Annotated in this window: 12 protein-coding genes; 6 read left to right on the plus strand and 6 right to left on the minus strand. The window is 59.9% G+C overall.

What is annotated here, in order from left to right; all coding sequences use genetic code 11:
- Positions 1-402 precede the first annotated feature (402 nt).
- Both ABX749_RS06455 and ABX749_RS06460 read right to left on the minus strand, forming a co-directional pair.
- Positions 403-1,695: a DUF1559 domain-containing protein gene (locus ABX749_RS06455; RefSeq protein ID WP_372895253.1), complete on the minus strand. Its 1,293-nt coding sequence runs from the start codon at positions 1,693-1,695 to the stop codon at positions 403-405.
- 61 nt (positions 1,696-1,756) lie between these two features.
- The gene (locus ABX749_RS06460) at positions 1,757-1,921 is read right to left on the minus strand and encodes a hypothetical protein (RefSeq protein WP_372895254.1); all 165 of its coding nucleotides are present in this window, start codon (positions 1,919-1,921) and stop codon (positions 1,757-1,759) included.
- A gap of 412 nt (positions 1,922-2,333) precedes the next feature.
- Here ABX749_RS06460 and ABX749_RS06465 point away from each other — a divergent pair, with 412 nt between their 5' ends.
- On the plus strand, positions 2,334-2,939 hold the full coding sequence (locus ABX749_RS06465) for a DUF2585 family protein (protein ID WP_372895255.1): 606 nt from the start codon (positions 2,334-2,336) through the stop codon (positions 2,937-2,939).
- A gap of 248 nt (positions 2,940-3,187) precedes the next feature.
- On the opposite strand, the gene ABX749_RS06470 is transcribed toward ABX749_RS06465, so the two are convergent.
- From ABX749_RS06470 to moaA, 3 genes are read right to left on the minus strand one after another with little or no spacing between them, the layout of a single operon-like run.
- Positions 3,188-4,264: a sugar kinase gene (locus ABX749_RS06470; RefSeq protein WP_145214291.1), complete on the minus strand. Its 1,077-nt coding sequence runs from the start codon at positions 4,262-4,264 to the stop codon at positions 3,188-3,190.
- 45 nt (positions 4,265-4,309) lie between these two features.
- The gene (locus tag ABX749_RS06475) at positions 4,310-5,122 is read right to left on the minus strand and encodes an SDR family oxidoreductase (RefSeq protein WP_145214294.1); all 813 of its coding nucleotides are present in this window, start codon (positions 5,120-5,122) and stop codon (positions 4,310-4,312) included.
- Between the two features lie 50 nt (positions 5,123-5,172).
- The gene (gene moaA / locus ABX749_RS06480; RefSeq protein WP_372895256.1) at positions 5,173-6,210 is read right to left on the minus strand and encodes a GTP 3',8-cyclase MoaA; all 1,038 of its coding nucleotides are present in this window, start codon (positions 6,208-6,210) and stop codon (positions 5,173-5,175) included.
- A gap of 396 nt (positions 6,211-6,606) precedes the next feature.
- On the opposite strand from moaA, the gene ABX749_RS06485 reads away from it, so the two are divergent.
- The 4 genes from ABX749_RS06485 to ABX749_RS06500 all read left to right on the plus strand — a co-directional run bounded on the left by ABX749_RS06485 (position 6,607) and on the right by ABX749_RS06500 (position 11,301).
- Positions 6,607-8,496, plus strand: a complete 1,890-nt coding sequence (locus ABX749_RS06485) for a DUF1800 family protein (protein ID WP_372895257.1) — start codon at positions 6,607-6,609, stop codon at positions 8,494-8,496.
- 109 nt (positions 8,497-8,605) lie between these two features.
- A complete protein-coding gene (locus ABX749_RS06490) occupies positions 8,606-10,126 on the plus strand; it encodes a DUF1501 domain-containing protein (RefSeq protein ID WP_372895258.1) in 1,521 nt (506 codons plus the stop codon).
- A 156-nt stretch (positions 10,127-10,282) separates the two neighbouring features.
- On the plus strand, positions 10,283-10,462 hold the full coding sequence (locus tag ABX749_RS06495) for a hypothetical protein (protein WP_259632694.1): 180 nt from the start codon (positions 10,283-10,285) through the stop codon (positions 10,460-10,462).
- Positions 10,459-11,301, plus strand: a complete 843-nt coding sequence (locus ABX749_RS06500; protein WP_372895259.1) for a biotin--[acetyl-CoA-carboxylase] ligase — start codon at positions 10,459-10,461, stop codon at positions 11,299-11,301. The genes ABX749_RS06495 and ABX749_RS06500 overlap by 4 nt, the downstream gene beginning before the upstream one ends.
- Before the next feature lies 1 nt (position 11,302).
- Here the strand turns inward: ABX749_RS06500 and ABX749_RS06505 are convergent, their stop codons facing one another.
- On the minus strand, positions 11,303-12,100 hold the full coding sequence (locus tag ABX749_RS06505; RefSeq protein WP_372895260.1) for an Fpg/Nei family DNA glycosylase: 798 nt from the start codon (positions 12,098-12,100) through the stop codon (positions 11,303-11,305).
- 315 nt (positions 12,101-12,415) lie between these two features.
- Between ABX749_RS06505 and ABX749_RS06510 the strand changes: the two genes are divergently transcribed.
- Positions 12,416-12,856, plus strand: a complete 441-nt coding sequence (locus tag ABX749_RS06510; RefSeq protein WP_145214306.1) for a GntR family transcriptional regulator — start codon at positions 12,416-12,418, stop codon at positions 12,854-12,856.
- The last annotated feature ends 42 nt before the right edge of the window (positions 12,857-12,898 follow it).

Genomic DNA, 12,898 nt, shown 5'->3' on the forward strand with positions numbered 1-12,898 from the left:
AATCCATCCGCCGGCGGTGCAGCAGTGCGTCTTTCTATCAGACTTAATCGGGATGCTGGTTCACTCGGAGTAGCTGGCCGGGTCCGAGGGCGCCGACATAATTTGCTTCGACACCCTTCGGGGTCGCGTCTGACGGGGGACCGCATTTCCGGAGGTGTCGCTGCGCTCACCTCCGGCTAATCGCTTTGACCCCGTCGGGGTCATGGCCACGCACTTCGGCGTCGAAGGTGGTAGCGAAAGCGGCGCGGGCCGTCCGGTGGCGGCGTCGAAAACGCGTTGACAGCCCGTAGGCTCGCGCCAAACGGCTAATCATCGTTTGATATCAGCCGGTTCGCGCCAGCGTCCGCCCCTCTCTGACGCGGCGCACCTGGCGGTCGGCGTCGATTCAACGCCTGCCGATCGTCACTGATTGAGCTGTTCTTGGATCACCTCGCGATTGGCACGCGTCCCCAACGCCCCCCACAACCCATACGGGCTGGCGGCACCGGGGCTCCGGTTTCCGGTCCCGTTGTAGACCACCGTTCCGTTGCTCGGATCGCCCGCCTCGATCGAATCGGTGATGAAAATCACGGCACCATCGCCCATCAACAGATGGGCGCCTCCCGGGTGTCGGCTGCTCGCCGAGAGCACACCGGGCGTGGTGTCTTCGAGCGACATGCAGGTCTCCGAATTGGGCGGAAGAATCGTATTGATCGCCGTGTAGGGTTGCATCCCACTGGCCCAACGAAACCCGCGGCCCTGATTACCCGCCATGACGTCGGTCAACGAAGGATCCCAGAATCGGGGACGATCGGGGTCGATGTCATCGCGGCAGGCGGTGGGGTTATTGCGCAACCCGCTGAAGGTCCCGGGAGCAAAACTATGAGCCAGGGTGCGAATGTCGCGGTCGCCCAGATCGGTCGCGATTTCACCGTACATGATGGTGTTGGACAGTCCATCCAACACGTCGCGAAACTTTTTCTCCACCCGCGGCACGAACATGCCCCGCGCCGACGCCAACAAGCTGGTGTTGGAATTGCTGTGGACTTCGATCTTGGGATCTCCACGCAAGTTGAACCAGTACGGACCGTTGTCGGTGTAGTGCAACCCGTCGCCCAGACACGCGGCGTAGTTGGTCCGTCCCATCGCCGGCAAACCGACGCCCGGATCGCTTGGGCAACGGAGCATCGGAATCTCGGTCATCCACGGCGGATACGCGTTGTTGCTTTGATTGACGATGACCACACCGTTGGGTTCTTCGGTCGGCGTCGGCCCCATCGCAGGCCACGGCGGAACACGCGTCACACCCGGGTCGGTCAAATCAACCGAGTTGGGATTGCTGATCTGATCCCAAAGCCCCTGCTGCTCGAAGAAAGGTGTCAGCCCGACGAACGTGCTCAACATCATCATGTTGCAGTCGTCGCCGTATTCGCTGAACCAACTTCCCGTGGGAGGAAGCCGGCGGGTCCCGTTCAGGTGAGTCGGCAGCTGCTTGTACGCGGCGTGGTAGTTGTGAACGGCCAAACCGATCTGTTTGAAATTGTTGCTACAACTCATCCGACGCGCGGCTTCACGAGCGGCCTGGACCGCCGGCAACAACAGGCCGACCAGGATGCCGATGATCGCGATCACGACCAACAGCTCGACCAGCGTGAACGCCCTGGGTTTGTGTGGACTGGGTTGAAGCGAAGAAGGCCTGCGAGGATGCCTTGGCATGTTCGTTCCCTCATCAATGATCACAGTCGGACGGAATGACGATTCGTTGACGGACGTCGCGTCACTGGCGTTGCTCGGCCAATGCTTTTGCGGCACGCTCCCGGTTGGCCTGCTCCTGCTCGCTCATCTGATAGGTCTGCGGTTGGATGACCGTGGGCTCGCTGGAACCACAGCCGGCCAACGTGACCGACGCCAAGATGAACGGAAAACATAAAATTCGATTCATGGCATTGCGAATCAAAGGTAGAGTTCCAGCCTGAACTGTCGTTGAACTTTGTCGCAGCCGTCGCCAGACGGTGGTTTTTCGTGTTTTAGCGACCGCAGCGACATCGGGTCTCCTTTCAGCGACGGAGCGTAATGCTTAACCCCCGCGCAGCCACTTCGAAACCCCCCAAGTTGCACTGGGCGAGAAAAACCACAAGCTCGTTACATAGTGACGCTTCCCGATTGATCGGCTGATCCGCGACGATGAATGTCGATGGGAAGCGTGGGTGCCGTTGTCGCGGCCCAACAGACATTTGCACGCCATCGAGTTCACCAACCTAACCTCAGCGCCGAACCGGGCGATCATTCACGGCGGCCGAGTTTTTTTACAACTGACCCGAGCTCCCTCCTTCCAATTTTTCTGCCATCTGGTGATGCAAGACTCCCGATCCGAACCACAGCCGAACGATTCATCCGTTCCCACCCCACGCGCCCGACCGCTGGGGCTGGACGTGGTAATGATCGCGATCTTGATGGCCGCCGCGCTGTGGATGCTCGGGCGAACGCCATGGTGTCAATGCGGGGAGTACTCACCCTGGTCCTGGGACATCAACTCCCAACACAATTCCCAGCACCTGATCGACCCGTATTTCTTTACCCACGTTCTTCACGGCGTCCTGTTCTTTGCCGCGCTGTGGCCGCTGCGACACCGATTGAGCGACGGGATTCGACTCAAATTGGCGGTCGTGATCGAAGCCGCCTGGGAGATTTTGGAGAACACGCCGTTGATCATCGAACGCTATCGCGCGACAACCATTTCGCTGGACTATTACGGCGACTCGATCGCCAACAGTGTCTTTGATCTGTTGGCCTGCATCACCGGGTATGCCATCGCATCGCGACTGCGATGGTTCTACAGCTTAGCCTTGTTGATCGTCGTCGAAGTGGTGCTGTTGGCGACGATCCGAGACAGCCTGTTGTTGAACGTCATCATGCTGGTTTGGCCCAGTGATGCGATCTTGCAGTGGCAATCGGGATAGGGCATCCCGCAGGACTACACATCAGCACGCGGCGTCAGCCAGTGGCAACTACATTGACGCCGAGCAAAGTGTTCTTTGTTAGCGGCAGGGCGCGAGCCCTCCGGTCTTTCACGGTGAAACCGGACGGCTCGCGCCGTTCCGCTAACACCTGCAGAGCCCAAGCATGTCAGCACGTGGCGCGTTGGCGAAACCGTCACGCGCCGCTCGCTCACGCGTCCCGCTGACATGCCCGGCCGGGCCTCCACCCGCTAGCGTTTCACGCGCGCGTTGCCTTGCCAAATGCTCCACACTTGATCTTCGTCGGCGGGTTGGCCGTAATCGGTCAGCATGGTTGCCGCCAGCGCGCCGGTAGCCCAGCCGAACTGGGTGCTCTTTTCGACATCCCATCCGTTGAGCACACCATAGAGCAGTCCGCCGACAAAACCATCGCCGCCGCCGATCCGATCCAGCACGCCGATTTCGCGCGGCTCCACGACGGTAAACTCGGTCCCGTGAGACACAATGGCGCCCCACATGTGGGAGTTCGCGCTTTCGACTTCCCGCAGCGTGGTGGCAAACAAGGTGGTGTCGGCGTACTCTTTTTTGACCCGTCCGATCATCTCTTTGAAACCGTCGATCTTCGCCCCGATGTCCTTTCCTCCGGCTTCGGGTCCCTGGATATCCAGGCACAATTGAAAGTCTTCTTCGTTTCCGATCAGGATGTCCGACAGGCTGGCGATCTCTTTGAACGCGGCCGACAATTCGTCTTCGCGACCGACCCAGAACGAAGCCCGGTGGTTGAGGTCAAACGAAATCCGAGCGCCGTGTTTCTTGGCCGCGCGGGCGATTTCCAAACAGAACTGGCTGGTCTCTTCGGACAACGCCGCGATCAGACCGGACATGTGAACGATCTTCGCCCCTTCGTCGCGAAAGATTCGATCCAAATCAAAGTCTTTGACACTGAGCAGACGCCCGACTTCACCGGCACGGTCGTTCTGGACGCGCGGACCGCGCGAGCCCCAACCGCTGTCGGCCATGTTGATCTGGTGCCGAACGCCCCACGGGGTGGATTGTTCAAATTCGGGGCCTTCGTAATCCATGTGCCGTCGCGCCAAGTCGTCCTTGATGAACCGCGCGATCGGGCTGTCTTTGACGAACGCCGTCAAAATCTTGACCGGCAAACCGAGAAAGGACGACACGCTCCCGACGTTCGACTCGGCGCTCGTCGCCTGCATCTTGAAGGTGTCACTGCAGTGGAACGGCTGATGGTCGACCGGCGTCAACCGGGTGCCCATGCTGGTGGGGATGACGAGGGCATACTTGGCATCATTGCGAAGTTCGATCATTTCCGATGGTCTCGTTGTGCGACGAAATGGTTGGGGAAAGGCTGGTTAAATGGTGACCGATGCGAAGCCGCCATCGATCGCGATGTTTTGTCCGGTGACGAAAGACGACGCCTTTCGACTGGCCAGCCAAATGGTCGCACCGGCAAGCTCTTCCGGATTGCCGAAGCGGCCCATCGGCGTGTGCCCGATGATCTGACCGCCACGCTCGGTGTAACTGCCGTCGTCGTTGAACAGAAGCTTTCGGTTTTGTTCGGCGGGAAAGAAGCCGGGGCTGATCGCATTGACGCGGACTCCGGTGGTCGCCCATTCACGGGCCAGCCACATCGTCAAATTGATCACCGCGCTTTTGGCCGCGGAATAAGCGACGACACGCGACAGCGGGATGATGCCGCTCATCGAGGCGATGTTGATGATGCTGCCCACGCCGGCGTCGATCATGTCTTGACCGAACACCTGGCAAGGCAACAGTGCCCCGCCGACCAGGTTCAGATCGAAGACATCGCGCCACGCATCCAGCGGCAATTTACAGAAATCGCCTCCCGGTGGAATCGTCGCCTCGGGGCGATTGCCGCCGGCGGCGTTGACCAGCACCGAGGTCGGCGCGCCGGCCCACTGGGAAATCGCCGTCCGGGCCGCATCGAGCGACTCGGCGCTCAAACCATCGGCGGCAAAGAATTTCGCCTCGCCGCCGCCGTCGGTGATTTTCTTGGCCCGCGCTTCACCGCGTTCGGCGTTGCGGCCGATCACGGCGACCTTGGCACCGCCGGCGCCGAGTGCTTCTGCCATCAGCCCGCCCAATTCGCCGGTTCCGCCAATCACCGCCGCGACGTCGCTCTTGAGATCAAATAGATTATTCATGGGCGGTAATTTAATCTGTCCGGCAGCCCGCTAACAGTGTGGGTTGGAGTTTACCCGCCGATCGAATACATCGGACGCTCGGGCGGAGCAAAGTCGCCGTCGTCGATCCCATGGCCGGCCGCCTTGGCCGCGACCGCCCGCCGAAACTGGTCGACGAGTTCGTCGTCGTGAAGGCCGCCTCGTAGCAAGTCCCGGATCGAAAACTCCTGCTGCGAGAACAGGCAATTCCGAATCGCGCCGTCCGCTGTTAAACGAATCCGGTCGCACGCATCACAAAACGGCTTGGTCACCGATTGGATCAGCCCGATCGAATGCCCGCCCGGCAAACGAAAATCAGAAGCCGGCTGCGATGCGATCGGCGGAGGAACCGGCACCAGCGGCCCAAATGCTCGCTCGATCATCGCGCCGATCGTCTCGCCGCTGAGCACGTTCTCGGTCCGCCAGGAACGGTCGGTGTCCAGCGGCATGAATTCGATGAATCGAATTTGGACGTTGCGTTGCATCGCAAACTTGACCAGCGAGATGATTTCGCTTTCGGTGACGCCTTTGACCGCCGTCGTGTTGAGCTTGATCGTTTCGAACCCTGTCGCGATCGCCGCGTCGATCCCGCGGATCACCTGATCGATACCGCTGCGTCGTGAAACCTTTTGAAAGTTCACTTCGTCCAGCGTGTCGATGCTGATGTTCAATCGCTTCAACCCGGCCCGGCGCAACGGCTCGGCAAACTGCTCCAACAGAATCCCATTGGTCGTCAACGACAAGTCATCCAAGGCATCAATCGACGCCAGCATCTCGACCAGTCGGGGCAGATCCTTTCGCACCAGCGGTTCGCCGCCGGTCAAGCGAATGTCGCGGATCCCACAACGCGACGTCAACACGTCGGCGATTCGCTGGATCTCTTCAAAGGTCAGCAACGTTTCCCGCGCGGCAAACTCGGCGCCGAATTCGGGCATGCAGTAAAAGCAGCGGAGGTTGCAGCGGTCGGTCACGCTGATCCGTAGACTGCGATGGACACGACCGAATCGGTCGACCAGCGGGTCGCTGATCAAACTGTCGGTGGGACGTTCGGCAGGTGGAGGCGTGATCAATCGCTCGCGTCGCTAACAGGGGACAAAGTGCAGAAGCGTCAATCCGTTCGGCGCCGCTTCAGCCTAGCGGAATTGATCCAGAGTTTCGACGTCCTCACCTCGCCCGAAGCCGACCGGGGGTGGAGCGAGTCGAACCACCCATTGGAGCAGCTTCACCGGCCGGCTGGATACAAACACTTACACGATGCAGCACCCAAGGGGGGAGGGGTGGCGATTATTTGGGACGCAAGGTCCATGAAGCCGGCATTGCGCTTTGCATCGGGGCTTGCTTCCCGTTAATTTCGAACGCCTTGGCGGCGGCGAATTCGACCGCGTCCCGCATTTCGCCAGGCTAATCCCTCGCTCGTCTTTCTTTTCTCAGCCGGCGTTTTTCCAAATTCGTTCTAGGTGGTGATCATGCGCAAGCAACGCGATCGACTTCAATGGGCTCTCTCTGCACTGTTCCTGGTCACATTGATCGGCTCGTCGTCGCTTGACCCTGCGGTTTCTCCGGCAGGTGAATTTCCGGTCAAAAGTTCGCGCGACGTGCGGCTGATGAAGGCCAAGGTTCGAGCGGCGCAGTTTCTTTCCAAAGCGACCTTCGGCCCGACGCAGGAGTCGATCGATTCGCTCGCCCGCCGTATCAGTGAGATTGGTTTTAAACGCGCGACGTCGCAGTGGATCGATCAGCAATTCGACTTGCAGCCGACGTCGCACGAAGCCGTCGCACGCGACATCATCCACGTTGATGGACGCGAGCCGAATACCCAGAGCATCGGTGTTTCGTTGTACCGCTATCAAGCATGGTGGCACATCGCGCTGACCAGCGAAGACCAATTGCGTCAACGGGTCGCCTGGGCACTGTCCCAGATCTTCGTGATCGGCGACTCGGGAACCGGTTTCAACAACGACGACAAACGATCGATCGGCGGAGGCAGAGAGACGATCACCGACTGGCTGGGGATGTCCGACTATTACGACATGCTGTCTGAAGGGATTGACGGAACCTACCGCGAGCTTCTCGAAGACGTGACCTACCATCCCTGCATGGGTGACTGGTTGAGTTCGCGGGGCAATCGCAAGGCCAACATCAGCGCGGGGCGATTCCCCGATGAGAATTACGCCCGCGAGATCATGCAACTGTTCTCGGTCGGTCTGTACCACATGCACCAAGATGGTCGTCTGAAGATCGATGAGAACGGCAATTTAATCCCCACCTACGACAACGAGCAAATCAAAGAACTCGGGCGGTTGTTCACGGGTTTTAAATACAAGCACTACTCTCGAAACGACTTTTACGTCCCGCGGAACTTTGGCGAACCGATGGAGATCCATGTCGCCGAACACGACAACAACTTAAATTACTCCGAAGATCCGAACGCCCCGGCAAGCAAAACGGTCTTCGGCACGGTGTTGCCTCCGCTGCCGTCCGCGGTGACGCAAGCGGACGTGAAAGCCGAGATCGGCGCGGGACTCGATGCGATCGCCAACCACCCCAACGTGGCCCCATTCATCTGCCGGTTGATGATCCAGCGGATGGTGAAATCGAATCCGTCCCGGGCCTACCTGCGACGGGTGACGCGCATCTTCAACGACAACGGCCGCGGCGTCCGCGGTGACCTCAAGGCCGTGGTCAAAGCGATCTTGACGGACCCGGAATTGTATCGCGGTCATCGTGTGGTACGGCGAAGGAATCCGACTCGTGTGGATGTGATCGTTCGCGGCACCGAGTACAGCCGACTGCGCGAGCCGATCCTGCGGACGACGTCCCTGATCCGAGCGATGCGGCCGACGACCAATTATGCAGCCGGCTACATGATGCTATCCCACGGCGTCGGCGGCGAATTCGGCCAAATGCCCTTCCGCTCGCCCAGCGTTTTTAATTTTTACTTGCCCGACTACCAGCCGCCGGGCGACTTGATCGGTCACACCCCGTCTCGGCGCAATCCGTATGATTCGTTGTACGCACCCGAGTTTCAAATCCTCAACGGTGTGACGGCCAACAAGATGCTGAATCGTTTTCGAGTCTGGGCTTACAGGCGTTACGTGCAATATGGAATGCGAAAGGGCACCTGCCGGATCACGTTCCATCTGGAGCCGGAATTGGAGTTGGCGAAAGACCTGGCCAACCTGGATGAAATCCTGCGGCGTTTCGATCTTTGGTTGTGCAACGGCTCGATGAGCGAAGCGACGAAAACGAGCATCAAGAACGCGATCGCCAGCGAACCGTCCGCCTCCAACGTCGAACGTCTCGAAGTGATACTCAACGCCGTCGTCCTGTCCCCGGACTGCGCGGTGGAACAATAGCCCGAGCAAGAGGCCGAGCCATCGCCCCAGCTTTTCATCGGCGCGATCAAACGAACGGCTTGATCGGCGCGTTTCCCAAACACTCTTCTGCTTTTCCGGATCCCTTGCCATGAACCTTCACTCCAACGAATCGATTTTCACCTCGCGTCGCGCGCTGCTCAAAGCCGCCGGCGGTTGCGGCCTGATGACGAACACCTCGTTGATGGCAACGCTGTTGAATCTACAAGCGACGAAATCGTTAATGGCGGCCGAAACCAACCCGACCGGTTACAAAGCGATCGTGTGCCTGTTCCTGCTCGGTGGCAACGACTCGTACAACATGCTGGCGCCGTACGACGGCACCCCGACCAGCGGCGAATACGGCGATTACGTGAGCGCCCGCGGCGGCGTTCACGATCCCGACACCAACCCGAGCGGTCTGGCCATCGATCAAAGTTCGCTTGTTTCCGTCGCCGGCCCCGACGCGAGGAATTTTGGACTGCACCCTGCCATGGCCGCACAAGCCTTTGCCGAACCCGCACCCGATCCGCTGCCCGATCCTTCCACGACCGGTGTCGCAGGGCTCTACAACACAGGGAAATTGAGCTTCGTTTCCAACGTCGGGTCGCTGATCGAACCCACCACGCGGACCCAGTACAACTCGCGTGCAGGACTTCCCCTCGGCTTGTTTTCCCACGCCGACCTGCAGCGCCACTGGCAAACCGGATTCCCGCAATCACGCAGCAAGATCACCGGCTGGGGCGGCCGCATGGCCGATCTGTTGCAAAGCACTAATTCCAACCCGACCGTCTCGATGAACATCTCGGTCAACGGCATGAACCTGTTCCAGACCGGTTCGGACGTGATCCCCTATGCGATCGGAAACAGTGGTGCGACGAAGGTCAACGGCTATTCAGGTAGCTTAGGACGCCAGGATCGGATGAATTCCCGGGCCATCAATAACATCCTGGACCAGACCTACAACGACCTGCTGGCAAAATCATTTGCCGAAACCAACCGCAATTCGGCCGAAGCCGCGCTGGAATTCAATACCGCCACCGACGCGGTCGACATCAACACCCCGTTCGCATCAGAAAACCCGAGCAACCAACTGAAAATGGTGGCCAAGGTGATCGGCGCCCGAGCGACCCTCGGCCAAACACGTCAGATTTTCTTTGTCACCAACGGTGGTTGGGATAACCACAGCGGCCTGATCGGCGCCCAGCAGACGAATTTGGCCGAAGTCAGCCGGGCGATCCGTTCGTTCTACGACGCCACCGTTGAACTGGGCATCCAAAACGACGTCGCGCTGTTCACCGCCTCGGACTTCGCCCGCACCCTGGGCACCAACGGCCAGGGCAGCGACCACGCCTGGGGAGGCAACCAGATCGTCGCCGGCGGAAGCGTCGACGGTGGCAAGCTGTTCGGCAAGTATCCCACCAGTCTCACCAGTCCGGTCGATCCGATTGCCGGCAACTTGAACCTCGGCCGCGGGCGACTGATTCCGACCACCTCGGTCGACGAGATGGCCGCGGACCTGGCGATGTGGTTCGGCGTCGGCAACAATCAAGACCTAGTCGACGTGATCCCCAACATCCGAAACTTCTTCTCCGCCGGCCCAACCGCCGGCCCGCTCGGATTGTTCACCTGAACCAAGTGGCGTAAGCTTCCAGCTTGCGAAAGTGGCATAAGCTTCCAGCTTGCGATAGTGGCATCAGCTTCCAGCTTGCGAATCGTGCCCTACGCTTCCAGCTTGCCAGCGCCGCTCCTCGGCAAGCAAGATGCCTAGTCCACCATCGATCACCCCATGAGCTACGACGACGAAGACGACGAGGAGTTCGACTACGACGAATTCGTCGAACGCGAATTCGGAACGCCGCTGCGTTCCAAAAGCACACCGCTTCATTGGCAACTCGTCGCGATCGGACTGCTCGTTCTGTTTGCACTCTTCACCTGGATGTCGCTTGGACTTTGGATGCCGTTTTGAATTGTGACGAAGGCGTCACACCGAGTTTGCGCCACACCCTCGATCACTTGATCCGAAACGCGGTGATCGCTTCGGCGGTCTACCGCAGGGAAACCGCATCGACCAACAGCGATGCGCTGGCAGAGTTGCAGACGAATCGGATCGACGATCGCTTGCTGCCTCGACTGTACGTGGCCGACCGCCAGACCGCCGGTCGCGGCAGACACGGCAATTCGTGGATCAGCGAAGAGGACGCGTTGACGTTTTCGCTGGTCATTCCGTTTGAGTTGTCCCACCCGTCCGCGTCCGTGCTGTCGCCCGCCGTCGGCGTTGCAGCCGCCCGCGCGATCGAATACAGCTGCCCGCCATGCCGCGTCGCACTAAAGTGGCCCAACGACATCTGCGCCCTGCGGTCGAATGATTCCACCACGTCCCCCATGCTGCATAAACTCGGCGGCATTCTGATCGAGACCAATGCGACGATCGCCGGACGGATGGTGATCGGGGTCGGCTTGAATCTGAACGGGAAACCCGACCTGAATTCCCAGCACTCCACCCCGCCGGCGTCCATCGCCGAGATCGCCAATCGCCACGTCAGCCGCGAAACGTTGCTGGCCGCCCATGCCGAATCGCTCGCCGAAATGCTCGGCGAACTCGACGACGGTCCCCATGAAATGGTCCGTCAGTACCGATCGCGCTGCGCGCTGGCCGGTCACGACCTCTCGCTGAAACAGAGCAACGAAACGATCACCGGGTACTGCACCGGCATCGCCGACGATGGATCGCTGGAATTGATCGTCGACGGCAACCGGAGACACTTCCGCAGCGGCGAAGTCCAACGCGTCCGACCGGCGTCGTGAGCTAGCCCTGGCACGCCGGGCACCAGTACAACTTTCGCGCCGCGATTTCGATCGTTTCAATAGGCCGATCGCAGCGTGGGCATGACGCTTTGCCGTACACGCGGAAACGATCACGGCCCTCCAGTGTCGCAAGCGGCGCGCGGGCCTCTTTGGCGGTGACGGTCACAATCTTTCCGTACTTCAACCCCGTCCGCATCATCTTGACCAGCGACTTCCAGAGCGAATCAAACGTCGCCTTGTCCAACGCCGCACCGGGGAGGCGCGGATCGACGCCGAGTTCGAAAAACAACTCGGCGCGAAAAATGTTGCCGACACCCGCGATCACGGACTGATCCAAAACGAGGGCGCCGATCGGCTTCCGACTGGCGCGAACCGCTTCCCAAACAAGCCTCTTCTTGCGCGCCGACGAACCCTCGGCGAGCGGATCCGGGCCGAGCTTTCCGATCACCTCCCTGCGAGTGTGTTGATCGATGACGCGACAGGTCGTCGGTCCGTTCAGATCCAATGACCGCGCCTCGCCCACCAACCGCATCCGCACCAGCCCGACCGGAGCCGGCGGCGGACTCGAGTGCGTCCGATACTTTCCGTAACGACCAAGATGAACGTGAATCAGGCGATCGTTTTCAAAGTGATAAAACAAGTGCTTGCCAACCGCTTCGCAACGCTCCATCACCTTTCGGGAAACCTTTCGAGCGTCGCCACGAAACCGTCCTTGCGGACTGGTCACGCTCAACGCCTGCCCGGCAAACCAACCGGTGTGCTGACGGGCAAGGAAATGAGTCTTGTGACCTTCAGGCATGGTGCTGGCAAACTTCTAAGGCGGCGAATGGTGATCGGGTGAGTAAGTATCGGTGGCTGTCGAGCGCAACGGTATGAGCGTTCGATCGAAAACACCAAAATCCCTGACGTTAACGTTATTCTCGCCGGCGTGTGGCAAGCGCCACACCGGGTGCGCCGGCGGAGCCGGCGAGGATGGCAAGCAGGATGCTTACCCCACTTCGCCCTCGTTCTCAGGCCGCCAATCGATTTCCAAAAATGTCGTTGACAGGCCACGCGAACCACCGTACTATTTAAATAGCACACTCAATCACTGGCTCCTCGTTCAGGTCCAGCCATGTTTTTTTCGATCGACGTCCACAGCGACGTCGCGATTTATTTGCAGCTTGTTCGGCAAGTCAAATTTGCCATCGCCGCGGGGACGATCCGCCCGGGACAACTGCTTCCCAGCGTCCGCGCGCTCAGCAACCAGGTCGCGCTCAACCCCAACACGGTCGCCCGGGCTTTCAATCAGTTGCAGGCCGACGGCGTGATCGAGACCTTGCGGGGCCGCGGCATGGTGGTTCGCGACGCGGCGGTCGAGATCTGTCGCAGCGAGCGCGAGACGGTGTTGAACGAACGCATCGGATCGGTGTTGGCAGAAGCCTGGCATGCCGGACTTTCGAAAAAGCAGATCAAGACCTTCGTGGACGATCACTTGCGGCAGTTGGTCGACACCGAACCGGCCGTCTTGGTGTCGTCGACCGAGCCGAGTGACAACGGCGGAGCCGAAGAATGAGTAGCGAAGCACAAGCAACCGACCGCCGATCCAAGGAGACCA

It is taken from the genome of Stieleria sp., assembly GCF_041595215.1.
Taxonomy (GTDB): Bacteria; Planctomycetota; Planctomycetia; order Pirellulales; family Pirellulaceae; genus Stieleria; species Stieleria magnilauensis.

Excerpts from the sequence above, each read along its gene's own strand:
- ABX749_RS06490 (WP_372895258.1), top strand. The coding sequence starts at position 8,606 with ATGAACCTTCACTCCAACGAATCGATTTTCACCTCGCGTCGCGCGCTG.
- ABX749_RS06485 (WP_372895257.1), top strand. The coding sequence starts at position 6,607 with ATGCGCAAGCAACGCGATCGACTTCAATGGGCTCTCTCTGCACTGTTC.
- ABX749_RS06475 (WP_145214294.1), bottom strand. The coding sequence starts at position 5,122 with ATGAATAATCTATTTGATCTCAAGAGCGACGTCGCGGCGGTGATTGGC.
- ABX749_RS06495 (WP_259632694.1), top strand. The coding sequence starts at position 10,283 with ATGAGCTACGACGACGAAGACGACGAGGAGTTCGACTACGACGAATTC.
- ABX749_RS06460 (WP_372895254.1), bottom strand. The coding sequence starts at position 1,921 with ATGAATCGAATTTTATGTTTTCCGTTCATCTTGGCGTCGGTCACGTTG.
- ABX749_RS06510 (WP_145214306.1), top strand. The coding sequence starts at position 12,416 with ATGTTTTTTTCGATCGACGTCCACAGCGACGTCGCGATTTATTTGCAG.
- ABX749_RS06470 (WP_145214291.1), bottom strand. The coding sequence starts at position 4,264 with ATGATCGAACTTCGCAATGATGCCAAGTATGCCCTCGTCATCCCCACC.
- ABX749_RS06465 (WP_372895255.1), top strand. The coding sequence starts at position 2,334 with ATGCAAGACTCCCGATCCGAACCACAGCCGAACGATTCATCCGTTCCC.
- ABX749_RS06505 (WP_372895260.1), bottom strand. The coding sequence starts at position 12,100 with ATGCCTGAAGGTCACAAGACTCATTTCCTTGCCCGTCAGCACACCGGT.
- ABX749_RS06455 (WP_372895253.1), bottom strand. The coding sequence starts at position 1,695 with ATGCCAAGGCATCCTCGCAGGCCTTCTTCGCTTCAACCCAGTCCACAC.